This window comes from Corallococcus sp. CA041A (genome assembly GCF_003612075.1).
Classification (GTDB): Bacteria; Myxococcota; Myxococcia; order Myxococcales; family Myxococcaceae; genus Corallococcus; species Corallococcus exiguus.
Map to the genome: position 1 here is coordinate 1 of NZ_RAWF01000011.1, position 23116 is coordinate 23116.

Sequence of the window (23116 nt, forward strand, 5' to 3'; positions counted from 1 at the left end):
ACCGAAGAGCCCGCTCCGGCCGCCGCCGGTGAGCCGTCCGTCTCCGCCCCCGTCACCGAGCCCGCGCCGTCAGAGCCCGTGCAGTCGGAGCCCGCGCCGCCGGAGCCCGCCGTGGCGGGAGCTGTTCCGGCCGATGCGCCCCTCGACGGGACGCCGCCCGTGGACAATCGCCGCTTCGAGAGCGTCGTGGTGGGCACGTCCGAGGCGAAGACGAGCGGCTCCATCCACATCCTCAATCCGGAGAAGCTCCAGCGCTACGAGCTGGACGACCCCCAGGCCATCCTCCAGTCCGTGCCGGGCGTGTACGGCCGTGGCGAGGACGGCTTCGGCCTGCGGCCCAACCTGGGCCTGCGCGGCGTCAACCCGGACCGCAGCAAGAAGGTCACCCTGCTGGAGGACGGCATCCTCTTCGGACCGGCGCCGTACTCCGCGCCCGCCGCGTACTACTTCCCCCTGATGACCCGCATGCAGTCGGTGCGCGTGCTCAAGGGCCCGTCCTCCGTGCAGCAGGGCCCGCAGACGGTGGGCGGCTCCGTGGACCTCATCACCCGGGACATCCCCGCGCAGGAGTCGTTCGGCCTGGACGTCGCGGGCGGCCAGTACCTGTACGGCAAGGCGCACGGCTTCTTCGGCGCCAGCACCGAGCGCGCGGGCTTCCTCATCGAAGGCGTCCACCTGCGCAGCAGCGGGTTCAAGGACCTGGACAACAGCGACGCCACCACCGGCTTCCACCGCAACGAGTGGATGGCCAAGGCGCGCTACCGACTGGTGCCGGACGGCGACCTGCGCCAGACGCTCCAGCTCAAGCTGGGCTACTCCGACGAGGGCTCCAACGAGACGTACCTGGGCCTGTCGGACGCGGACTTCGCGGCGAACCCGCTGCGCCGCTACAAGGCCAGCCAGTTCGACCACATGCGGTGGCACCGCACCCAGGCGGTGCTCAGCCACGTGCTGGAGGGGCGCGACATCACGGTGACGACGTCGCTGTACCGCCAGGACCTGGACCGCAGCTGGCGCAAGGTGAACGGCTTCCGCGGCATCAGCATCTCCGACGTGCTCGCGGACCCCACCAGCGCGCGCAACGCCATCTACTACAGCGTGCTCACCGGCGAGCAGGACTCGTCCACGCCGGGAGAGACCATCCTCATCGGGCCCAACTACCGCGTCTTCGTGAACCAGGGCCTCCAGAGCGTCGCCCGCTGGTCGGCGCGGACGGGCGCGCTGTCGCACAACGTCGAGTTCGGCGTGCGCTACCACTTCGACAGCATCGACCGGCGCCACACCCAGGACGGCTTCCGCATGGTGTCCGGCGAGCTGGTCGCCGAGGGCGGCACCACGGAGGTCACCGCCGACAACAAGGACTCCACGCACGCGCTCGCGCTGCACGCGACGGACGCCATCGCCTGGGGGCCCCTGGTGGTGACGCCGGGCGTGCGGCTGGAGGTCATCCGTTCCAAGTCCGTGGACAGGCTGGCGGTCACCACCCAGAACGGGTCACTGGAGGCGCTGATGCCGGGCGTGGGCGTGTACGGCGCGCTCAACCCCGCGCTGGGCCTGTTCGCCGGCGCCTACCGGGGCTTCTCCCCGCCCGCGCCGGGCCAGCCCCAGGTCGTGGGCCCGGAGAAGAGCATCAACTACGAGGCCGGGGCGCGCTGGTCGCGGCGCAGTGAGCGCTTCGAGGTGGTGGGCTTCTTCAACGACTACTCCAACCTCACCGACGTCTGCACCTTCTCCAACGGCTGCTTCAACGACAACCTGGACCGCCAGGTGGACGCGGGCGAGGCGAACATCTACGGCCTGGAGGCCTACGCGGAGAAGACCTTCCGTCCGGGCGGCGGCATCACCTTCCCGCTGACGGTGGCCTACACGTTCACGCACACCAAGCTGCTCAACGACTTCCGTTCGGCGGATCCGCAGTTCGGCAACGTGGTGGCGGGAGACGAGCTGCCTTACGTGCCCAACCACCAGCTCTTCGCCTCCATTGGCGTGGAGGGCGCGCGCTGGGGCGCCTTCATCAGTTCCACCTTCCTGAGCAGCATGCGCGAGCAGGCGGGCCAGGGCGAAATCCCCGAGGGCCTGAAGACGGGAGCCCTGCTGACGTTCGACGTGAACGCCAACTGGAACATCACCCGCTGGGGGCAGCTCTACGTGAGCGGCCGCAACCTCTTGGACGAGGCGGTCATCGTCGGCCGTCGTCCGTACGGCGCGCGCCCCAACGCGCCCCGCATGCTCATTGGCGGCTTCAAGGTTCAGCTCTAACGCGGGTGGCGGCTCCCCTCCCGAAGCGCAGATACAGGGAGGGGACGAGCAGCACGTTGAGCACGGCGGAGGAGAACAGCCCTCCGAGGATGACGACGGCCATGGGGTGTTCAATCTCCTGCCCGGGCTTCAGGCCTCCCACCACCAGCGGGACGAGCGCCAGGGCCGTCGTCAGCGTCGTCATCGCCATGGGCTGGAGCCGCTCCAGCGTCCCGCGCAGGACGAGCTCGCGGCCGAACGGGACGCCCTCGCTGGCCTCCAGGTGGCGGTAGTGGCTCACCAGGAGGATGCCGTTGCGCGCGGCGACGCCCAGCACGGTGACGAACCCCACGAGTGAGCCCAGCGAGACGACCCCGCCGGTGAGCAGCACGCCCACCACTCCGCCCACCAGCGCGAAGGGCAGCGTCCCCAGGGTGAAGGCCACGAGCCGGCCCGACTGGAAGTCCAGGTAGAGCACCAGGGCGATGCCCAGCACCGCGAGCATGGAGAAGCCCAACAGCCGCGTGCGCGCACCCTCGCGCTCCGCGTACTCGCCCAGGACCTCCGCGTGGTGGCCAGTGGGCCAGTCCAGGCCGGAGAGCGCGGCCCGGATGTCGGTGACCACCGCGCCCAGCGCCCGCCCCTGGGCGTCGCAGGTGATGTCCAGCCGGCGTGAAGCGCCCTCGTGCTGGATGATGTTGGGAACGGACACGAGCTCCACCCGCGCCACGTCGCCCAGCCGGTAGGGCATGCCCGAGGGAGCCCGCAGGCGCAGCGCCTGCACCGCGGCCACGTCCTGGCGCACGGAGTCCTCGCCCCACACGACGACGTCCAGGGTGCGCTCGTCGCGGTAGACCTCTCCCACCTTGGTGCCTTGCAGCAGCGTGGACACCGCGCGCTGCACGTCTCCCGGAGTGAGTCCCAGCCGGCGCCCCGCCTCCGGATCCAACCGCAGCTGGACCTGGGGCACCAGCACCTGCGGCTCCACCTTGAGGTTCACCACGCCGGGGATGCCTCGCAGCTTCGCCTCGATGTCGTGCGCCTTCGAGCGCAGCACGTCCAGGTCGGGCCCCGAGGCGCGCACCACGATGGAGCCGCTGGCGCCGCTGAGCACCTCCTTGATGCGCTCCTGGAGATACGTCTGCACGTCGCGGTAGAGGCCGGGGTAGCCCTCCACCACGTCGTGGATGCGCTGCACGGTGGCCGGGTAGTCGTCGACGGCGTCCAGGCTGATCCACAGCTCCGCGAAGTTGGGGCCCACCACCTCGTCGGCCACTTCGGCTCGGCCGATGTGCGCGCCGAAGTGGCGGACGCCCGGGATGGCCCGCAGCTCCTCGCTGGCCCGCAGCGCCGTGCGGAGGACCGCGTCTCCGGACGTCCCCGGCTTGGCCACCCAGTGCATGAGGAAGTCGGACTCCTGGAAGTGCGGCAGGAAGCCCTCGCCCAGCATCGCCGCGAGGATGCCGCCTCCCAGCAGCACGGCGATGACGCTTCGTACCGCCACCCGGGGCCGGTCCATCATCCAGGCGACGAGCGGGCGGATGCGCTCACGCAGCCATCCGCCCAGCCGCGGCGTGTGCTCCTCGCCCTTCCCCGTCAGGAACAGCAGGCACAGCACCGGGGTCAGCGTGAGCGCGACCGCCATGGAGGCGCCCACCGCCAGCACGTACGCCACCGCGAGCGGACGGAAGAAGGCGCCGCTCACGCCCTCCAGCAGGAACACCGGCAGGAAGACGAGGACGACGATGATGGTCGCGTAGACGACGGCGCTGCGGACCTCCAGCGACGCGTCGAGCACCACCTGGAAGGCGGAGCGCGGATGGCCCAGCGCCCGGTTCTCCGCCAGGCGCCGCTGCACGTTCTCCACGTCGATGATGGCGTCGTCCACCACCTCGCCCAGCGCCAGCACCAGGCCCGCGAGCACCATGGTGTCCAGGGTGGCGCCCACCAGCCGCAGCGCGACGATGGCGCCCACCAGGGACAGCGGAATCGCCACCAGGCTGATGGCCGCCGTGCGCACGTCCTGGAGGAAGGCGAAGAGGACGATGATGACCATCACGCAGCCCACCAGCACGGCGTGCCGGAGGTTGCCCAACGCGGTCTCGATGAAGGTCGCCGGACGGAAGATGCCCGGCACCACGGTGACGCCCTGGAGCGCCGGACGCATCTGTTCGAGCGCGGCCTCCACCTGCTCGGTGACCTCCAGCGTGTTGCCCCAGGGCTGCTTCTCGATGATGAGGAGGATGCCGGCCGTGTCGTCGACGATGCCCTCGCCGATGGGCGGTGGATGTCCCTCCTGCACCGTGGCCACGTCCGCAAGCCGGATGGAGGCTCCGTTGCGGAAGGCCACGGGCACGTCCTCCAGCGCGGCCAGCGTGGTGGAGCCCGGCAGGCTGACCGCCAGCCGCTGGTTGGGTGTGTCGATGAAGCCTCCCGAGGACGGAAGGCTCGCATCGCGCGCGACGCGCAGGACGTCATCCAGGGTGACGTTCGCGGCGCGCAGCCGTTCCGGATCCACCTTCACCTGGAACTGGCGATCCCGCTGTCCCCAGATGGCGACGTTCGCCACGCCGGGGATGCCCATCAGCCGGGGGCGGATTGTCCACCGCGCCACGTCCGACAGCGCCATCCGGTCCAACGTGTCGGAGCGCAGGCCGACCTTGAGGACGCGGCTCGTCGCCGACACGGGGGAGAGCATCACCGGAGGGCGCGCCACCGAGGGCAGCGTGGGTGCGATGCGAGCCAGCCGCTCCTGCACCAACTGCCGCGCCCGGAACAGGTCCGAGCCCCGCTCGAAGATGAGCACCACGGAGGACAGGCCCAGCACGGACTTGGAGCGCAGCGTCTTCAGCGCGGGGACGCCCGCGAGGCCGTTCTCCAGGGGCGTGGTGATCAGCTTCTCCACCTCCAGGCTGGAGAGGCCGGGGACCTCTGTCTGGATTTCCACCAGCGGTGGAGCGAACTCGGGGAAGACATCCAGCGGCATGCCGCGAAGGCTCGCGTAGCCGAGGATGAGCAGCAGGACCGCCGCGGCGATGGGGATGATCCGGAAGTGGAGGCAGGCGGAGATGAGCTTGTGCATGTTGGAATCAGGTCTTCCTCAGTGGCCCGCCCCGAACTCCGTGCCGAACAGTTCCGCCGCGCCCACCGTCACCACGGGGGTGCCCTCGCGGGGGCCCCGTCCGAGCAGCAGGTCCGTGCCCTCCTGGCGCACGACGTCCACGCGGCCGCGGGCGTAGACGTGCTCCGCCTCCCGCACGTAGACCCAGGCTCCGCCCAGCGCGTCGTAGACGACGGCGGACGCAGGCACGGAGAGGAGCGCTTCTCCCGCGTCGAAGCGCAGCGACACCCCGACGCGCTGGCCCGGCGCGAAGCGCGCGGACGCGGGCAGTTCATAGAAGCGGTCCACCGTGGCGGAGACCGGATCCGCGCTGGGCGGCCCCATCACCGGCAGCGCCTCCACGCCCTCGTCCTGGCCGGACAGCAGCGCGTGCACGCGCACGGGCGCGTCCGGCTTCACGCGGTGGACCTCGTCGACGAAGAGGGGCACGCGCACCCAGTTCGCGGTGACGCCCACGACCTCGAAGAGAGGCGCTCCCGCCGTGACGGTCTGCCCGGGCGCGACCGACACCTGGCGCAGGACGCCGTCGCGCGGCGCGAGGATGCGCATGCTGACGTCCGACTCCAGCGGTGAGCGGCTCACCAGCTCCAGCCGCGTGCGCGCGGCCACCAACTCCGACCCGGCGACGGCGCGCTCGGCCCGGGCCTCCTCCACGGCGCGCGCCGTGCCCGCGCCATCCGCGAGCACCCGCTCCGCGCGGGCGAGCCGTTCCGCCGAGACCTCGTCGCGGGCACGGGCCACGTCCGCCGCCCTGCGCGCCTGGGCAAGCAGGTCCCGGTCCACGGTGGCGAGCGGCACCAGCCGCAACAGCACGTCGCCCCGCTTCACCGTGGCCCCGGGACGCAGCGCGGTGCCGCCCTCCGCCACGACGCCGCCCGCCACGGGCGCGGTCACCACCAGCGCATTGCCAGACGGGACGACGACCTCGCCGCCCAGCATCCGCCGCCGCTCCGCGCTGCGCTTCTCCACCGGCTGGACGCGCAGGTCCAGCCGCGCCTCCGCCTGGGGCTGGAGCGTCACCGTCGCGAGCGAAGCCTCCGTCACGTGGGAGTTCACCACCGCGGCGGGCGGTGGCGCCGCGGGCTTCTTCTCCTGGCAGGCGAACGACGGGGCGACGAAACCGGCGACGGCCATCAGCCGGACAAGCCTATTCATGAGCCACTCCCTGTTTGCCCAGACCCCGGTCCAGCTGAGCGAGCGCGCGGCGCAGGTCCGCTTCGAGTTCAAGGGTGCGGAGCCTCGCGTCGGCCAACCGGCGCAGGGCATCCAGCACCAACACGTACGGCGCATCCCCGGCGTCGAAGGACTTCCGCGCGCCGTCGCTCGCGGCCGTCAGCGCCGGGAGGATGTCCGCCTGGAATGCCGCGAGTGAGCTGGACGCCTGGAGCACGCGCTCACGGGCCACGAGGACCTCGTTCGCGACCTGCTGCCGCAAGAGCACATAGCGGGCGGAAGCGCGCATCAGCTCCGCCTCCGCGCGTCCAATGCCCCCGGGGTTCCAGTTGAAGATGGGAACGTCCAGCTGCGCGCCCGGCACCCACAGCGCCTGCGGCGAGCCGTTCGCGGACGTCGACGGCTTCACGTCCAGCCGCGCGAGCAGGTTGACGATGCGCGCCTTCTCCCAGCCCAGCCGGCTCCCCGCCATCTGGATGCCCAGCTCCGTGGCGAGCACGTCCGGCCGGGCGGCCTGCGCCAGCTCCATGAGTTCAGGCAGCGGACGCAGGGTGCGGGACTCGCGGGGGGATTCCTTCGGAAGGGCCTGCGCGAACAGCGGGCTCTGCACCACGCCCATCAGGAGCCGCAGCCGCTCCCGGACCAGCAGCACCTCCGTGCGCGCGCGCCGGGAGGCGTCCTCCGCCAGCAGCTTCTCCGCGCGCAGAGCATCCACCTCCACGCGGCTGGCGTCCCCCGCGGCCAGGCGCGCCTCTGCCAGCTCCAGCGTCCGCGACCACAGGCCCGCGAGCTCCTCCAATGCTCCGCGCCGCCCTTCCGCGAGCACCCAGTCCGCGTGCGCGACACGGACATCCCGGGCGACATCCAGGCCGTTCTGCACGAGCCCGCGAGCGACCTGCTCCACCTGCGCCTTCGCGGCGGCGACACGGGCCGGTCGCTGCCAGAGGGCGAAGAGCGGGAGGAGCAGCGAGGACTCGATCGTCCGGGGGCCCACGGGCAGCAGCAGGGAGAACGTGGGATTGGGCAGCGCTCCCGCCTCGGCCAGGTCGGCCCTCGAGATGCCGAGCTGGGCCATGTCCGCCTGGAGCGCGGCGCTGTTCCAGAGGGCGACGGCGACGGCCGTGCCTTCCTCAAGGGTCGCCGCGTCCGTGAGCCCTGGCGGGAGGGAGGGGTTCCCGTCCGCGCCGGGGCCCAGGGGGGCGGCACGCGCCGCGAGCTCCGAGGACACCCACGCCCGGTCGTAGGGCGAGGTGGCACAGGCCGTGGCCAACAGCAGCCACGCGAGCAGCATCAGGCGAGCGTCGGGTCTTCGGGGCCTGCACCGGGAAGGCATGCGGCGACCCTGCCAGCACCGGTTGAACGGCGGCTGAACGGCGCCGGGAGCCCCCGGCCGGAGCCTTCCCGCCAGTGGTATAGCTCCGACTCGAAAGCCCGCCATGCGAGTCCTCGTCGTCGATGATCATCAGGAGCTGCGCGCCCTTGTCACCCAGGCTCTGGAGCGCGACGGCCATGTCGTCCGGCAGGCCGGCGACGTGGAGCAGGCGCGGCAGGCGCTCATGGACGCGGTGGACGTCATCGTGCTCGACATCGGGCTTCCGGACGGATCCGGGCTCTCGCTCTGCCGGGAGCTGCGCGAGGACGGCGTCCAGACACCCATCCTCATCCTCACCGCCCACAACCGCGTGGCCGAGCGGGTGGAGGGGCTGGACGCGGGCGCGGACGACTTCCTGGGCAAGCCCTTCGCCATCGCGGAGCTGCGGGCGCGGGTGCGCGCACTGGGACGGCGACGGGAGCGGGCCAGCACCGTCCGCGTCCAGTTGGGTGACGTGGTGCTCGACTTCGGCCGGAGGGAGGCGCTCCGCGCTGGCAGCACCGTGTCCGTCACCGCGCGGGAGTGGGCCATCCTGGAGATGCTGGCCGCACACGGAGACCGCGTCGTGGGCCGGGACGCGCTGCTGGAGTCCGTCTGGGGCGAGGTCACCAGCGGGGCCGCGAGCAGCCTGGAAGTCCTGGTCGGGCGAATCCGCCGCAAGCTGGGCGAGGACGTGGTGCGCACGCTGCGCGGCGAGGGGTATGGCCTTGGAAGCGGCTGACACCGGGCACCCCAGGGATTCGATGGTGCGCAGGCTGACGCGCGCCATGCTGGTGGTCACCCTGGCCAGCAGCGCGCTCACGGCTGGAGCCACCGGGCTGATTGCCTATCGTCTGCTGCTCGCGGGCGAGGACCGGCGCCTGCGGGACGCAGCGGTGGACCTGGTGGAGGAGTCCGCCGGAATGGGAGCCGCGGAAGCAGCGGCCGCGGCCCATGACGAGCAGAAGGAACTGGCTGCCTTTGGCATCCACATCGCCCTGTTCTCCGAAAACGAATGGCTGGGCGGCGCAACCGGCATTCCCATCCATGACGGCTGTGATTGGTCCCCACTCCCGGGCAACTCGGGTGTGCGGCTTTGCGGTGTGAGGGGCCACGGGCATCTGGCAGTGGCCATGGAGCGGCTGGAAAGCATCCCCCTCTTGCGGCTCTCCCTCCCGCTGGCCGCGTTGATCGCCGCGGGCTGCGCGGCCCTGCTGAGCCTGGGGGTGAGCCGGCGCGTGGCGCGCTGGGCGGCCCGGCCCCTCACGGAGCTGAGCGAGGCGCTCTCACGCATCGAGCCCGGCGGTCCCATCCCCGCCCCCCTCCATGCCCCGGCCCGCTACGGAGAAGTGAACGCCGTGCGCACCGCGCTGGTGGACCTGCTCACGCGCCTCCATGAAGCCCTGGACCAGTCGCGCCGCTTCGCCGCCAACGCCGCGCATGAGCTGCGCACGCCCCTGACCACGCTGCGGGCGGAGCTGGAGCTCCAGGCGGAGACCCCACAGCCCCAGGACACCGCGCTGGCGCTGGAGCGAATGCTCCGGACGGTGACGTCGCTGGGGGTGCTGGTGGAGCGGCTGATGGTGCTGGCGGAGGGAACCCAGGGCGAGCTCGCGCTCTCCGAGCCGGTGAGCCTGTCGGACCTCGTGGAGGACGTCGTGCGCGCCCTGCCCGAAGGCGAGCAGCGCCGCATCGACGTCGACGCCGAGACCCGGGGCATCATCCCGGGAGATAGCCACCTGCTGCGACAGCTCGTCGACAACGCGGTGGAGAACGCGCTCAAGTTCTCCAACGGCGGGCGCGTCCGCGTGTCCCTCCAGCAGACGGGGGACGCCATTCTCCTCGACGTGCTCGACGAGGGACCGGGCATCGCGCCCGAGGACTCGATGCGCGTCTTCGAACCCTTCTACCGCACGCCGAGCGCCCGCGCCGGGAAGCAGGGCCATGGCATTGGCCTGTCCCTGGTAGCGCTCGTCGCCCGAGCCCACCGGGCCCACGCGGAGTTCCTCCCCTCACCGCGGGGAGCCCACCTGCGGTTGTCATTCCCCCGTGCCACCGGGCCGGGCTGCTAGGAATCCCATCGTGTCCATCCTCATCGTCGAAGACGAACTGCGGGTCCGCGCCTTCATCTCCCGGGGCCTCACGGAAGAGGGCTTCCGCGTGCGCGAGTGCGTGGACGGCGTGCACGCCCAGGAGCTGATGCGCCACGAGCGCTTCGCGCTCATCATCCTGGACTGGATGCTGCCCGGCATGTCCGGACTGGACGTGCTGCGGGCGCTGCGCGCGAAGCAGGACATGACGCCCATCCTCATGCTCACCGCGAAGGACGCGGTCGCGGACCGCATCAGCGCGCTCAATGCCGGCGCGGACGACTACCTCATCAAGCCCTTCGCCTTCGATGAGCTGCTGGCGCGCCTCCGCGCCATCCTCCGCCGCGTCGACAACCGCGCCACGCCCCTGCTGAGCCACGCGGACCTGACCATGGACCCCACCACGCGGAAGGTGGTCCGGGCCGGCGTGGAGATTCCGCTGACCGCGCGGGAGTACGCGCTGCTGCAATTCCTGCTCGAGCACGCGGGCGAGGTCCTGTCCCGGACCCGCATCGTGCAGGCTGTGTGGGAGCACGACTTCGAGACCTTCTCCAACGTCGTGGAGGTCTACATCCGCTACCTCCGGGCCAAGGTGGACACGCCCTTCCCCACCAAGCTCATCCACACCGTGCGCGGCGTGGGCTACGTGCTCCGGAGCCGCGCATGAGGCGCCCGCGTTCGCTCCGCGCCCAGCTGACCTACTTCTTCGCCGGCTCCGTCCTGGGGACCACGCTCCTCTACGGCGTGCTGGTGACGGTGGTGCTGGCCACCAGCGAGTACTTCCAGCACGCCGAGAACCCCAGCCTGTGGTTGCACGAGGGAATCTTCGACGAAGCGCTGCAGGCACTGGGCGCCATCGTCTTCAGCATGCCCATCGCGGTGGTGGGGTCCATCGTGATGGGCGGCGCGCTGGCTCGCAAGGCGCTGGCGCCGCTGCGTGAAGCCCGTGACCGGGTCCGTGCCGCGCGGGCCTCGGAGCTGGACCTGTGCCTGCCCGACCGGGGAACCGGTGACGAGTGGGACACGTTGGCGGGGACCCTGAACGAGCTCCTCTCGGACGCCCGCGCGTCGCTCGTGCGCATCCGCTCCTTCACCTCCGACGCGGCGCACGAGCTGCGCACGCCGCTCACCATCATCATGGGCGAGACAGAGGTCAGCCTGCGCAGGGAGAGGACGCCGGAGGAGTATCGCCGCACGCTGGCCATCGTGCTCGATGAAACCCGCCAGCTCAGCCTCCTGGTGGACGCGCTGCTCCAGTTGGCGCGCGCGGATGCCGGCACCCAGGTCATCACCCTGGAGCCCGTGGAGCTGCACGCCCTGGCACGGCAGTCCCTTCAGCGCACGGAGCAGCTGCTGGCGGCGCAGTCCCGGAGCTTGACGCTGGAGCTGACGGGCGACCCCACGCAGGTCCGGGGCAATCCGGTCCTGTTGAGCCACGTGCTGGACAACCTGCTCTCCAATGCGTGCCGCTACGCTCGCGAGCGCATCCGCCTGGAGCTGGAAGCGACGGACACCGGCGTCCGCGTCACCGTGGGGGATGACGGCAAGGGGGTGGACGCCGGCTTCGAGGCCCGGCTCTTCCAGCGCTTCGCCCGGGCGGACGCATCGCGGCAGGGCGAGGGCACCGGCCTGGGGCTCGCGGTGTCGCGGACCATCGCCGAGGCGCATGGCGGCACGCTCGACTACTCGAGGGTCGACGGCGAAAGCCGTTTCATCTTGCGCCTCCCGAAGCCGGAAGTGTCTGACGGGCCGCCACTTCCGGCCGAGCATGCCAGCGCTGACATGTCCACAGCCTGAAGGTCGTCACCGGCCGCTCGCCGCGGTGCACCGTCACGGAGGGCAGCTCACGCACCGCCGCGCAATGCGCGTCCAGCCTCGCCGCCGCGTCGCGCAGCGGCTGGCGCAGGTCCGCGACGATGAGGGCGTCCGCGCCGGGTCGCACCCGGTCCAGCCAGAAGCCATACGCCAGCCCGTCGCCGCCCAGCGCGGAGTCGGACTGGGTCTCCGGGTGGTCGGGCAGGTAGTACGCCAGCTCGCTCGCCGTCTTGTAGCCCCAGCCCACCACCATCGGCGCGGGGGGGCCGGCCGCCTCGCGGTGCCGTTGCACGGCTTCGGCCAGCTCATGCCAGCCGCTCACCAGGTTGTCGCGCTCACGAAAGGGAATCCACGGGCAGAGCGGCATCAGATACATGCCGGTCATCAGCACCGCGCCCACGCCCACGCTCAGCGCCGCGTAGCCACGCACGGCCCGGTGCTCGCGCAACGCCCAAGCACCCGCGGCGGCGGCCACCATCAGGCCCAGGTACGCGGGGGCCACCCAGTTCATCTTCACCCAGTGCAGGGGGCTCACCAGGGTGAACAGGGCGAGTCCCGGCACGCTGGCGAAGGCCAGCAGCCGCGCGCGGTCATCTCCCCTCCACGCCTGGCGCACGAGGACGCCCGCGGTCAGCAGCAGCGCCAGGTAGAGCAGCGGTCCCACGGCCACCGCCTGAAGTCCCAGATAGCGGCCCACGAGGTATCCATGGAAGCCATCCACCGTCCGGGCGCGGCCGGTGGTCTGGAACGCGAAGGAGGCCCAGGCATGCGCGTGGTTCCAGAGCAGCACCGGTGAGAACACCGCGAACATGAGGAGACACGCGGCGTAGGGATGCAGGGTGCGCAGGGCCTCTCGGCCCCGCCGTGTCACCAGCGCCGTGCCCAGCACCTGGAGCGGCAGCAGCGCGGCGGTGTACTTCGACAGCAGCGCGCCCCCGCAGAACACGCCCAGCAGATACCAGCGCCAGCCCAGGCGCCCGGGGCCCTGTCCATCCGGCAGCACCAATTCACAGAGCACGCGCAGCGCTGCGGCCCAGAACAGCACGAGCGGGACGTCCGGCGTCATCACCACCGCCCCCAGGCCGAAGAGGACCGTGGCGTTCGCGGCGACCGCCGTCAGCACCCCGACCGCGGGCGAGTACAACCGCTTGCCGAGTGAATACAGGACACCGCCAAGCAATGCCGAGGACAGGATGGCGGGCAGGCGCAGCGCGAGCTGCGAGTCCCCCAGGAGCCGGACGGACAATGCCATCCACCAGGCGCACATCGGAGGGTGGTCCAGATAGGACAGGTCCAGGTGTCGCGCGTATTGCCAGTAATAGGCTTCCTGCGGCGCCAGCTCCACCTGCCCCGCGTAGAGCAGCCGCACGAGCACGAGCATCAGGGTCGCCCCCAGGCCCCATGGCCACCCACGGGGATGGGCGGCTCCTCCGGGCGTGCTCGGCATCTGGCGTCCTTTCGCCCCGATGGCACCCGGACAACCATGCTCCGAGGCACGGGGACGTATTGACTCATGCCTGACACGGCGGGCTGTGTCCGCGAGCCAATGCATCCCTGAGAGACTTTTCATCGCCACCTCATCTTCGGCGTGGAATCCACGCGCGGTTGTCAGCGAATGAGAACGCCCTCATCCCCAACCCCATGCGGATCTCATCGGTGTTCACCAAGATGCGACCCATGCATGAAGTGGAGTTCAAGAGCGTCGTGGACGACCTGGCGCTGCGCCGCCGGCACGTCGAGGGCGCGGGCGGACGACTGCGCTTCGCGGGGACGATGATGGATCGGTACTACACGCTCGACACACGTCCAGACAGCGGAGCCGGACGGCTGCGGGTCCGCACCTACCAGGCACCGGCGGGCGGCTGGACGGAGTTGACGTGGAAGGGCAGCGCCCGTCTGGAGCGTGGCTACAAGGTGCGCGAGGAGTTGAACACCCGGGTGGAGGATGAAACGACGCTGCGGGAGATCCTCGAGCGCACGGGTTTCGCGATGAGCGAGTACATCACTCGGGAGATCGCCTGGTACGTGTTCGGCGGCGCCAGCGTGCGCCTCGAGCAGTTCCCACGAATGGACCTGCTCGTCGAAGTGGAAGGCGCCCCCGAGGCCATTGAGCACGCCATCCAGGCCACGCGGATTTCCCGCGAGCAGTTCACCACCGAGCCGTTGAAGGAATTCCTCCGCCGCTTCGAGACGCGGACCGGCACGAAGGCCTTGCTGGAGCAAGCCGCGCCTGACGTCAGCGATTCCGCCGCCACCCGGTTCCCCAGAGCGTGTCCGCTTGACGGAGTGGACTGACTGCTCCTCGGCAGGCGGGCGCTGGTCCTCGACGTCCGCCTTGTGCCACGGCTGATGGTTGAGCCGCGGGTCTCGGTTCGGGTCGTTCGACGTCGCGGAGTCGCCGTAGCCCTTCTGCGCGCCCTCTCCCAGCGCGTGCCAGCGGGGCGTCCACCGGTTTCCGTGAGCGCCGCGAGGCGGTCAGCCAACCCAAGCGCATGGGACCGGTGAATTACGAGGGGAAGGAGTGGCCGCGTGGCGAGCACGGGGGATTGCAGCAGCGTCGTACGGAGCACAGCTTTGGCTTGGCACTTGAAGTCTCGCGGCGTTTCGAAAGGGGTTTGCCATGGCAGAAGAGTTGAAGTTGTCCGCAAGAGCAGTCGCTAGACTGCTTGCCCAAATCCTTGGTCCTTCCTACTCGGACGGTCCTCGCTACGGGACAGGCGTTCTTGCTCGTCAGTTCGAGCGTGTTCGCGGGCCCCTTCCCGACCCTTGGCGCGAAATGGTTGGAGAAGTGGAATTGAACCCACAGCCACTTCCCCCAAAGTGGCGCTATGCGATCACGCTCTCGGATGCCCACATCCAGGAGATTCTAAGTCTTTCGCGTCTCGGATCTCTGCTTGGCGGAGAAGCTGCCAGCAGGACGCTGAAGCAGTCCCTGCGAATCGTTCAGGACATCGAGGATCTGTGTCCCCCTCTGTGGCCGAAGCTGCCCAAGGTTTGGGGTTGGCCGCCACCCCCACCCCCAGACTGGAGCGACAAGATGGGCCAGGTCGAACTGTTCATCTTTGGCACGCGAATCGTTGCAGCGGCAGAGTTGGCTGAGCAGCCGGAGTTGCGCACGGCGATGGCTGCTTGTGGAGGGAAGGCAATGGATAAGAGTCTGACGAGTCTGCGCGAGTAGTTCAGCCCGCGTTCCCGGACCCCCGCGGGAATGAAGGCGCATCCTCCGCGCTGCATCCCTTTCGTCCCTGCCAGGCGTTGGGCGCGGCGACCGGTTCAGAACGCGACGCCGGCCGCGACCCGGTAACTCGAGGAGAATCCCAGCTGCGGCCGGCGCGAGCCGAGCGCGGTCTTGACGGGGTTCGGCTCGAAGCTGGAATCCAGGTCCCCGCCCGTCGAGACGACGTAGCCCACGCCCACGCCCAGGGACAGCACGAGCCGGTTCCAGAACAGAAGCGTGTAGCCCACGTCGAGCCCCTGGTGCAGCGTGAAGATCGTACTGCCCCCGTCGGAGCCCACGTCGAACCCCACGGCACTCGCGCCCACCTTCCAACCGACGAAGAGCCCCGCCGGGGCATTCCCGAAGAGGTGGTAGTGGGCGCCCACGTCGAGCCCCGCCATCCTGAGTTTCCGGTCGCCCGTCTCCTGCCAGTACATGGGCTCGAGCGTGAACGACCAGGAAGGGGACAGTGCCTGCGCGTACTCCAGGTGGAACATCACCTCGAACGCGAGCGACAACGGATGGAGCATCAGCAGCCGGTGCGGCGTGCCCGTGTCCCAGGTCGTGGCGGAGCCGTCGAGCCCCTTGGACACGATGGAGGAGAAGCTCGCCGGAACCATCTGCTCTTCGTCCAGGAGGAGCGACTGCGCTGCCTGGACGCTGAACTCGCGCACGGCCGGGCGGTCCGGATCCTTGCGCACCAACAGGTAGCGTCCCGGACGCAGGGACATCCTCACCTGCCGCTTGCCCTCGGGCAGCTCGACGACGCTCTTCCCCGTCGAGCCGAGCACCACCTCCAGCGGCCCCCAGCGCTGGAGCAGCATGACGATGCTTCCGCCCGTGTCCACGTGCGTGAGGGCCAGATCCTCGCGCCCCCGGAGGTTCATGTCGAAGCTGGGGTGCTGCAAGCGCTCCGCGAACACCGCCGTGTCGCGGATGGTGAGCTGCTTCGCGTAGGTGAAGGCCTCGACGAGCGACACCTCGCCATCCCCGGCGACATCGGCGGCGCCGCGCAGCCCCGCCACCAGATGGTGGGTGAAGAACGAGCCCTCCAGGGCCTCCGTCTCGTGGGCATTCTCCAGGCCGGAGCTGGAAGCGATGAGCACCGAGCCCGTGCTCTGCACGCGCAGGGGCACCTCCAGCGCGAAGGGGGCCTCCGCGTGAAGCCCCTTGGCCTGGGTCCACCCGCCGCCACGGCACGCATCGATGATGCCCACCCGCACCGTGGCGTCCGGGCTCTCGATGCGCTGCTTCAGCGCGGTGAACAGGAGCGGAGCGCCCTGGGGATACAGGGCCTGCTGGTCCGCATGGCCCGAGTAGTAGAACAGCAGCAGCGTGTCCCCGGGCGCCGAGCGCAGGGTCGCGAGCTGCTGGTCGAGCGCCGCGAGAATCGCCTCGGGAGCGGGATCCAGCAACAGCACGACGTCCTCCGCGCGGAACTCCCCCACCTGGGAGAGGACGTCCGCCACCCGCCGTGCGTCGTCGTGCGCATAACGCAGGGCGGCCCGGCCGAGCACGGCCGCGTTGGAGCCCACGATGACGGCCATCCTCCTCGACGCGGGCGGAGCGGCACGCTCCTCCCCGGCCCGGGCCGTGGCGGCCATCAGCCACGAGACCATGACGAGGAGGCACGCACGGGTGAATCCACTCATGGCGGAGGGCTCTTGGGGAGGCGCAACTCGGTGGTCCAGAGCTTCGCGGTCCGGGGCGCTTCGGAGAAGAGCGCCTCGGCCTGGGACGCGGACAGCGGCTCCCCACTGAACAGGATGCGCAGGGTCTCCTCGCCGCCGGCCCCGTCCACCCGCCAGCTCGTGGGCAGCGCCGTGTCCCGCTCCGAGGAGAGCGGGCCCTCGAAGAGCACCGTCCACCCCGCCGGCCCCTCCGGCGCGCGCGCGGCCACCGTCACGTACCGGTGCGCCCCGGAAGAGACCTGCAGCCGGATGCGGTCCTCCGGCGCGAGCGGCGTCCGCCCATCCCAGAGGAAGACCCGGTCGCCGCGCTTGATGTGGACGGCGACGGAGGGTGCGCCCTTGGGGCCCTGGTACTCCGTCTCCTCCGCTCCCCGGGTCCTCGGGACGAACAGGAGGACCAGACACCCCAGCGCGGCGGTGGCCAGCAGGGGCAAGCCCCAGCGCATCCATTCCAGCCGCCTCGTCGCACGGAGCGGCTCGGTCCCGAGCGCCCGCGCCCACGCGGGCACGGGTTCCGGCCGCGTCACGCGCTCGAGGTAGGCACCACACTCGGCGCAGGTCTCGAGGTGTTGCGCGAGCGACGGGCTGGGGGAGCCGAGCGCCGCGCGGTCCAGCTCGATGAAGGAAGGATGCCGCGGGGTCGTCGTCATGGTCCCAGCGTCCTTCTCAGGTGCTCCACCTGCGCATCGAGCCGCTGGAGGAGCCTGCGCACCGTGCGCTCGGACACCTGGAGCACCTCGGCGATCTCCTGCTGCGTCAGTCCATCCAGCCGGTTCATCAAGGCGGCCTCCAGTGCATCCGCGGGCAGGTGCCGCGCATAGGCTTCCAGTTCCTGGCGCCGCCGCAGCGTGGCCTCCGCGGAGCGTTCATCCATCAGCTCCCCCGAGGAACGCGGCGGCGTGCTCCGGCGCTGACGGAGCCGGTCCACGGCCAGGTTCGTGCTGGTCCGGTAGATCCACGCGGTCGCATGGCGGGCGTCCTTCGCCCGGAGCCCCGTCCTCCACATCCGGATGAAGGTCTCCTGCGCGACGTCCTCCGCTTCGTCGGAGTCCCCCAGCATCCGGCGGCACTTCTCCCGGATGAGCGGAAAGTAGCGGAGGTAGGCGCTCTGGAGGTCGGTGTCCAAGGCTCTTGGGAAGCGCAGGAAAGGGTTTCTGGAGGAAACGAACCGGGGCCCGGAAAGCGGACAGGGAAATCACATGCGGATTTCCAGGCTGAAGCCTGGCCGGTGGAGAGCACCTGCAACGTTATCCTGGCAGAGGGAGGGATTCATGTCTCGATTGTCATTCCGCCTGAGCGGGTGGGCCTTCACGGTGGGGCTGCTGCTCGCGTCCCCTGCCACGCTGGCCGAGGAGCCTGCGAAGGCCGCTGCCGAGGCACCGCGGAAGGGACAGGTCCGGGGCACGGTGCGCGCCCGGGGCACCCGCCGTCCCCTGGCCGATGCCGCCGTCCAGGTATGGGGGATGCCGGACGTGGTGCTGCCGGACGCGGAGGGACACTTCGAGCTCCAGCTCCCAGCGGGCACCCACGCCGTCGAGGTGCGTGCCCCGGGCCACAAGCCCGCCTCGTTCCTGGAGACCGTCACCGCGGGCCAGCAGGTCCAGGTCATCTACCGGCTCGACCCCTTGGAGGTGAGCCCGTTCGAGACGGTGGTGCGGGAGGAGCGGCCGCGCACCGAGGTGACACGCATCAGCCTGCAGGGGCCGGAGCTCCGCGAGGTGCCCGGGACACAGGGGGATCCGTTCCGCGTCATCATGGTGATGCCGGGCGTGGCGAGCCTCGCCTCCGGCCTCGGCTATCCCGTGGTGCGGGGCGGCCAGCCGGCGTCCACGGGCTTCTTCGTCGACGGGGTCCGCCTCCCGATGCTCTACCACCTGATGGTCGGGCCGGCCGTGGTGCAGCCCGAGTTCATCGACTCCCTCGACTTCTTTCCCGGGCCGCCGCCCGTCCAGTACGGGCGGCAGCTCGGCGGCACCATCGAGGCCCGCCTCTCCCGCCCGCGAGAGGACCGGCTCCATGCCTCAGCCACCCTGGACTTCATCAACAGCGCCGCGTTCCTGGAGGTGCCCCTCGCGTCCACGGGCACCAGCATCAGCGTGGGCGGCCGGATGAGCTACTCGGGACTGCTGAGCACCCTGCTGGTGAACACGCTCTCCGCGCCGGGCACCAAGTCCCTCAGCGCCAGGTTCTGGGACTACCAGGCCCGCGTCGAGCAGCAGGTGGGGCGCGGACGGGTGCGCCTGCTGGCCCTCGGGAGCTCCGATGTCCTGGCCTCGTACGCGCCGGAGGTGGCGGAACCGCTCCCGGAGGTCACGAATGGCGGTGGAGGCCTCACCCGCTTCCACCGGGTGGACCTCCGCGGCCTCCACCCCCTGGCTGGCGGAGAGCTGGAGGTGGGCCTCGCGGTGGGCGCGGACGCGGTGGGCATCTTCTCCGAACGGGGCCCGCCCCGCGTCAGGCTGGGTGAGCTCACCCTGCGTCAGGAAAGCCTCGCGGGACGCCTCCGGTGGACGCGAGCGCTGGGCTCGACGCTGCGGCTCACCGCGGGCGCGGACGTGGAGCAGCGGCGGGGGACCATCGTCGCCACCGGAAGCGAGGCCCCCGCCGGCTCCGAGTACCTCTCCGAGGATGATCCGCTCACCCGCCCCACGTCGGATGCGCGCATGAGCGGCGCCTACGCGGAGCTGCAATGGCACCCGACCGCGCGCTGGACGGTCGTCCCCGGAGTGCGCGCGGATGTCTATCAATTGCTTGGGGAAGCCACCCACACGGCGTTCGAGCCCCGGCTGACGGTGCGCCATGCCCTCACGGAGGCCCTGGTCCTCAAGGGGGGCGCGGGCCTGTTCCACCAGGCCCCCACCGTGCTGCTCCCGCTTCCGGTGATGGACCTGTCCGGCCTCAGGTACGGCCTGCAGGAAGCAATGCAGTTCGACGTGGGAGCCGAGTGGCGGCCCCACACCGCGTGGGAGCTGAGCACCGACATCTTCTACAATCCCATGCGTCGCACGGTGGAGTTCAGCCTTCAGCAACTCATCGACCTCCGGCGCCGGGGCGGAGTCGCGGCGGCGGACCCGGCCGGGAGCGGCGAGGCCTTTGGACTCGAGCTGATGGCGCGCCATGCGCCTGCCGGTGACTGGTTTGGCTGGGCGTCCTACAGCTTCCTCCAGAGCCGGCGCCGGGTGCGCATTGAACGCTACGACGACCAGAACAGGATGACGGGCACCTCGTGGGCCACCGTGCCCTTCGCCTTCGAGCAGGCGCACGTCTTCAACGCGGCCATCAGCCGCAAGGTGGGCAGCGGCTACACCCTGGGGGCCGTGGTGCACTTCAACACCGGCCGCCCCGAAACGGGGGAGCTCACGCCCCAGCCCATGCGTCAATCCACGGACAGCGAGGGCAACCCCCGGTGGGTGCGGCGCGAGCGGAGCCAGGCCGGGCGCCTGCCCTCCTTCTGGCGCGTGGATCTGCGCGCCGCCAGGACGTGGACCCTGGACGACCTCATGCTCGAGCTGTCCTTCGACCTGCTCAACGCCTCCTTCCAGAAGGAGGTCTTCTTCTACGAATACACCTCCGAGCAGCCTTCCCCGGACGCACCCTCCACCCTCGTGCGCAAGGCACGGGGCTTCCCCGTCTTCTTCCCCATGCTCGGGCTGAAAGGAAGCTACTGACATGCGCCCCACCCTTCTGTGCGGACTCCTCGTCGTGGGCCTGGGTAGCGGGGGCTGCGAAGCCCAACCTGACTCCCCCCTCTTCTTCTACGGCCTGGCCCGGCGGGTGGACGGCTCGCCCTTTGGACAGACAGCGCTGTCATTGGAGGGGGCACGCCGCGGCACGGTCGCCGACGAGCTGCCCGTCTTCACGCCGTATGGCACGGCGACCACGCGCGACAATGGGGCCTTCGTGTTGGAGATCCTCGCGGGGGACATCGCCCCCATCGTGGCGGGAGAGCTGACCTGGCCCCGGTCGACCTTCCGCGACCGCTTCCGGGTGGCGACGCCCCTGGAGGAAGGACGGGCCGCCTTCGTCTCGTTCACCCTGTACGGGACAGGGGACTCCGAGTTGCCGGAGCTGCGTGTCTGGGGCGCCGACCTCGCCTGGAGTGAGACAGCCACCGGACGGGCGCTGACCTTCGCACCGCCCCCGCCCGCGCCCGCGCCGCCCCAGGGCGTGGTGGTCTCAGCGGATGACACCACGCCGTACCCTGGAGCCCCCAGTGGTGACCTGGTGGACGTCTCGATTCCCAAGCCAGAGCTTCAGCTCCACGGGAAGGAGGGCCTCGTCTGGCACGAGGATGCCGTCACGTCGCCGAGGCACCTCTCCCCCTGGCTGCTCGAGGACTTCGTCACACCGGAAGTCCAGGTGCGCGCGGTGAGCGCGAACGCCTGGCACCGCGATGCGCTCACGAGTGATGAGGCCTGGCTTCAATTCCGTATCGAATGGCGCAGCGAGCGGCTGCCACTGCCGGAGGGCACGCTGCGCCCACTGAGCCGGGGGGCCAGGTGCCTTCCGGCGCTCGACGCCCCCTGCCCGTTCACGGATGGGCTGCTCACCGAGAAGCGCACCTCCGAGCTGTGGCCACTGGAGACCTCTTCCTACCCGCGTCGCGTGGGCGTCCGCCTGGAGGCGCCAGCCCGCATCTCGCGCGTGGTCATCCGCAACATGGTGACGTCCGGGAAGGAGGTGCTCGTCGAGGGCAGTGAGGACGGAGCGCAGTGGACCGAGCTCGCCCGGCGGAAGCTTGCTGAGTCCTTCACGTCGGGAGTCAGCCGGGGCTTCCGAGAGGCGAGCGACGCGGACAGTCCGTGGGATCCGCCTCTTCCGCGGTACGACCACACGTTCCTCGACATCCCGCTGCCTGAAAGTCCCCAGGTCCAGTACGTCCGCCTGGTTTGTCTGTCGTTCCCTCCCTACGAGGCGGAGGTGACCTCCCTGGCGGAGCTGTCCCTCTTCGAATGAGACGGATTGGACTGCGTGTCCCCTGCCTCCTCCAATTCGGCCTGGGAGTCGGCGACGTCCTCCGTTCGCTCCACTCCTGGTAAGAGCAACACAACACCATGGCCCAGCTTCGACGCACGGACCTGGACGCTTCCTGTGAATGCCCCGGAAGCTGCGGACTGCGGGGGCGCCAGCGTTCGTGCGCACCCTGCCCTCCTCACCCTGAGTGATCCCCGCATTTAAGCGAGCGGATCGCCAGACGCCTACCTGACAGCTGCGTGCGAGGCGGAGTGGTGGGGAGCAGTAAGAGAGGCCATGCGGGGACGCAAAGTGGCCATCAACGAAGAGCAGGTGCTGAGGTTCCTGGAGAGCCTGTTCGAGGAAGACCTGCACGCCAAGAGGGTGCTGTCGCTGGCGCACGCGACGTTGGGCGTGGTGCACGCCGCGTCGCTGTCGGTGCACGCCATTGGCCAGGCGCTGGCGTGGGCGCGAGGCGGAGTGCAGAAGCACGGCATCAAGCAGGTGGACCGGCTGCTGTCCAACGATGCGGTGGACGTGTGGAAGCTGGCGGCCTCGTGGGTGCCATACGTGCTGGCCGAGCGCACCGAGGCGCTGGTGGCGTTGGACTGGACGGACTTCGAGGCCGATGACCACACCACCCTGGTGGCCAGCCTCGTCACCTCGCATGGACGCACCACGCCCCTGCTGTGGATGACGCTGCAGAAGAGCGCGCTGGCGGGCAACCGCGCCCAGGCGGAGGATGAGCTGCTGCTGCGGCTCAAGGAGTGCGTGCCCGAAGGGGTGAAGGTGACGGTGCTGGCGGACCGGGGCTTCGCGGACCAGCGGTTGTATGCCCTTTTGGCCCAGGCGGGCTTCGAGTACGTGGTGCGCTTTCGCAAGGACGTGCGGGTGGAGGTGGCCGGCGGCACCGGGTGTCCCGCGGCCGAGTGGATTCCCACCAGCGGGCACGCCAAGAAGCTGATGGACGTGCATGTGACGGCGGACCGCACGCCGGTGCCAGCGGTGGTGCTGGTGCACCAGAAGGGAATGAAGGAGCCGTGGTGTCTGGCCACCAGCCTGGGAGCCTCCAGCGCGCGCCAGGTGGTGGACCTCTACGCCCGGCGCTTCTCGTGCGAGGAGACGTTCCGGGACGTCAAGGACTTGAGATTCGGGATGGGACTGTCCACGGTGCGCGTGAAGAGTCCCGAGCGCAGAGACAGGCTGCTGCTGGTGAGCGCCTTGTCCCAGGTGCTGCTGACGCTGCTGGGCGCCGCGGGGGAGAGTCTCGGGATGGAGAAGGGTTTGAAGGCCAACACAGCCAAGACGCGCACCTACTCGCTCTTCCGACAGGGCTGCATGTATTACCAAGCCATTCCCATGATGAAGGAGGAGCGACTGCTTCCGCTTGTCGAGCGCTTCGCCGAACTCCTCCATCAGCACCCTGTCTTCAAAGAAGCGCTCGGTTTCATATGAGGGGATGGCTCA

At 70.3% G+C, this 23116-nt stretch carries 17 protein-coding genes; 10 read left to right on the forward strand and 7 right to left on the reverse strand.

The genetic code is table 11. The features are described from left to right. Positions 1–2259: TonB-dependent receptor (locus D7V77_RS03560; RefSeq protein ID WP_304485863.1), on the forward strand; the 2259-nt coding region annotated here is incomplete at its 5' end. On the opposite strand, the gene D7V77_RS03565 is transcribed toward D7V77_RS03560, so the two are convergent. From D7V77_RS03565 to D7V77_RS03575, 3 genes are read right to left on the reverse strand one after another with little or no spacing between them, the layout of a single operon-like run. After that, positions 2243–5320, reverse strand: a complete 3078-nt coding sequence (locus D7V77_RS03565) for an efflux RND transporter permease subunit (RefSeq protein ID WP_120574857.1) — start codon at positions 5318–5320, stop codon at positions 2243–2245. The two genes, D7V77_RS03560 and D7V77_RS03565, sit on opposite strands and share 17 nt — an antisense overlap. Before the next feature lie 18 nt (positions 5321–5338). Continuing rightward, positions 5339–6514: an efflux RND transporter periplasmic adaptor subunit gene (locus D7V77_RS03570; RefSeq protein ID WP_158624292.1), complete on the reverse strand. Its 1176-nt coding sequence runs from the start codon at positions 6512–6514 to the stop codon at positions 5339–5341. Beyond that, positions 6507–7823: a TolC family protein gene (locus tag D7V77_RS03575; RefSeq protein WP_158624294.1), complete on the reverse strand. Its 1317-nt coding sequence runs from the start codon at positions 7821–7823 to the stop codon at positions 6507–6509. Before D7V77_RS03575 ends, D7V77_RS03570 begins: the two co-directional genes overlap by 8 nt. A 145-nt stretch (positions 7824–7968) precedes the next feature. Here D7V77_RS03575 and D7V77_RS03580 point away from each other — a divergent pair, with 145 nt between their 5' ends. The 4 genes from D7V77_RS03580 to D7V77_RS03595 are packed head-to-tail and all read left to right on the forward strand — an operon-like array spanning position 7969 to position 11770. Next, positions 7969–8625 (forward strand): response regulator transcription factor, encoded by a 657-nt coding sequence (locus D7V77_RS03580; protein WP_120574860.1) that lies wholly within the window; start codon positions 7969–7971, stop codon positions 8623–8625. Next, positions 8612–9955, forward strand: coding sequence for a HAMP domain-containing sensor histidine kinase (locus D7V77_RS03585; RefSeq protein WP_147451967.1), 1344 nt, complete (start codon positions 8612–8614; stop codon positions 9953–9955). The genes D7V77_RS03580 and D7V77_RS03585 overlap by 14 nt, the downstream gene beginning before the upstream one ends. A 10-nt stretch (positions 9956–9965) precedes the next feature. Continuing rightward, positions 9966–10640 carry a response regulator transcription factor gene (locus D7V77_RS03590; RefSeq protein ID WP_120574862.1) on the forward strand — a complete coding sequence of 225 codons (675 nt, stop codon included), beginning with the start codon at positions 9966–9968 and terminating at the stop codon, positions 10638–10640. Beyond that, positions 10637–11770 (forward strand): sensor histidine kinase KdpD, encoded by a 1134-nt coding sequence (locus D7V77_RS03595; RefSeq protein WP_120574863.1) that lies wholly within the window; start codon positions 10637–10639, stop codon positions 11768–11770. Before D7V77_RS03590 ends, D7V77_RS03595 begins: the two co-directional genes overlap by 4 nt. Here D7V77_RS03595 and D7V77_RS03600 read toward each other — a convergent pair. Then, on the reverse strand, positions 11685–13169 hold the full coding sequence (locus D7V77_RS03600) for a glycosyltransferase family 39 protein (RefSeq protein WP_158624296.1): 1485 nt from the start codon (positions 13167–13169) through the stop codon (positions 11685–11687). The genes D7V77_RS03595 and D7V77_RS03600 overlap by 86 nt on opposite strands. A gap of 296 nt (positions 13170–13465) precedes the next feature. Here D7V77_RS03600 and D7V77_RS03605 point away from each other — a divergent pair, with 296 nt between their 5' ends. Both D7V77_RS03605 and D7V77_RS43565 read left to right on the forward strand, forming a co-directional pair. Then, positions 13466–14083: a hypothetical protein gene (locus D7V77_RS03605; protein ID WP_147451968.1), complete on the forward strand. Its 618-nt coding sequence runs from the start codon at positions 13466–13468 to the stop codon at positions 14081–14083. Between the two features lie 742 nt (positions 14084–14825). Continuing rightward, positions 14826–14966: a hypothetical protein gene (locus D7V77_RS43565; RefSeq protein WP_158624298.1), complete on the forward strand. Its 141-nt coding sequence runs from the start codon at positions 14826–14828 to the stop codon at positions 14964–14966. Between the two features lie 95 nt (positions 14967–15061). Here D7V77_RS43565 and D7V77_RS03610 read toward each other — a convergent pair whose 3' ends face one another. Genes D7V77_RS03610 through D7V77_RS03620 form a run of 3 tightly spaced genes read right to left on the reverse strand, consistent with a single transcriptional unit; the run spans position 15062 to position 17822 of the window. Then, the gene (locus D7V77_RS03610) at positions 15062–16657 is read right to left on the reverse strand and encodes a caspase family protein (protein WP_120574866.1); all 1596 of its coding nucleotides are present in this window, start codon (positions 16655–16657) and stop codon (positions 15062–15064) included. Then, positions 16654–17346 carry a hypothetical protein gene (locus D7V77_RS03615; protein WP_120574867.1) on the reverse strand — a complete coding sequence of 231 codons (693 nt, stop codon included), beginning with the start codon at positions 17344–17346 and terminating at the stop codon, positions 16654–16656. Before D7V77_RS03615 ends, D7V77_RS03610 begins: the two co-directional genes overlap by 4 nt. After that, on the reverse strand, positions 17343–17822 hold the full coding sequence (locus D7V77_RS03620; RefSeq protein WP_158624299.1) for an RNA polymerase sigma factor: 480 nt from the start codon (positions 17820–17822) through the stop codon (positions 17343–17345). Before D7V77_RS03620 ends, D7V77_RS03615 begins: the two co-directional genes overlap by 4 nt. Before the next feature lie 145 nt (positions 17823–17967). On the opposite strand from D7V77_RS03620, the gene D7V77_RS03625 reads away from it, so the two are divergent. The 3 genes from D7V77_RS03625 to D7V77_RS03635 all read left to right on the forward strand — a co-directional run bounded on the left by D7V77_RS03625 (position 17968) and on the right by D7V77_RS03635 (position 23104). Continuing rightward, on the forward strand, positions 17968–20364 hold the full coding sequence (locus D7V77_RS03625; RefSeq protein ID WP_158624301.1) for a TonB-dependent receptor: 2397 nt from the start codon (positions 17968–17970) through the stop codon (positions 20362–20364). A 1-nt stretch (position 20365) separates the two neighbouring features. Continuing rightward, positions 20366–21652 (forward strand): hypothetical protein, encoded by a 1287-nt coding sequence (locus D7V77_RS03630; RefSeq protein WP_120574870.1) that lies wholly within the window; start codon positions 20366–20368, stop codon positions 21650–21652. Positions 21653–21946: 294 nt separating this feature from the next. Further along, entirely contained in the window at positions 21947–23104 is a 1158-nt protein-coding gene (locus D7V77_RS03635) for an IS4 family transposase (RefSeq protein ID WP_120574871.1), read from the forward strand. The last annotated feature ends 12 nt before the right edge of the window (positions 23105–23116 follow it).

Coding starts and splice junctions, on each gene's coding strand:
- D7V77_RS03565 (WP_120574857.1), bottom strand. CDS start 5,320: ATGCACAAGCTCATCTCCGCCTGCCTCCACTTCCGGATCATCCCCATC.
- D7V77_RS03570 (WP_158624292.1), bottom strand. CDS start 6,514: ATGAATAGGCTTGTCCGGCTGATGGCCGTCGCCGGTTTCGTCGCCCCG.
- D7V77_RS03575 (WP_158624294.1), bottom strand. CDS start 7,823: ATGCTGCTCGCGTGGCTGCTGTTGGCCACGGCCTGTGCCACCTCGCCC.
- D7V77_RS03580 (WP_120574860.1), top strand. CDS start 7,969: ATGCGAGTCCTCGTCGTCGATGATCATCAGGAGCTGCGCGCCCTTGTC.
- D7V77_RS03595 (WP_120574863.1), top strand. CDS start 10,637: ATGAGGCGCCCGCGTTCGCTCCGCGCCCAGCTGACCTACTTCTTCGCC.
- D7V77_RS03600 (WP_158624296.1), bottom strand. CDS start 13,169: ATGCTCGTGCTCGTGCGGCTGCTCTACGCGGGGCAGGTGGAGCTGGCG.
- D7V77_RS03605 (WP_147451968.1), top strand. CDS start 13,466: ATGCATGAAGTGGAGTTCAAGAGCGTCGTGGACGACCTGGCGCTGCGC.
- D7V77_RS43565 (WP_158624298.1), top strand. CDS start 14,826: ATGGGCCAGGTCGAACTGTTCATCTTTGGCACGCGAATCGTTGCAGCG.
- D7V77_RS03610 (WP_120574866.1), bottom strand. CDS start 16,657: ATGAGTGGATTCACCCGTGCGTGCCTCCTCGTCATGGTCTCGTGGCTG.
- D7V77_RS03615 (WP_120574867.1), bottom strand. CDS start 17,346: ATGACGACGACCCCGCGGCATCCTTCCTTCATCGAGCTGGACCGCGCG.
- D7V77_RS03625 (WP_158624301.1), top strand. CDS start 17,968: ATGTCTCGATTGTCATTCCGCCTGAGCGGGTGGGCCTTCACGGTGGGG.
- D7V77_RS03630 (WP_120574870.1), top strand. CDS start 20,366: ATGCGCCCCACCCTTCTGTGCGGACTCCTCGTCGTGGGCCTGGGTAGC.
- D7V77_RS03635 (WP_120574871.1), top strand. CDS start 21,947: ATGCGGGGACGCAAAGTGGCCATCAACGAAGAGCAGGTGCTGAGGTTC.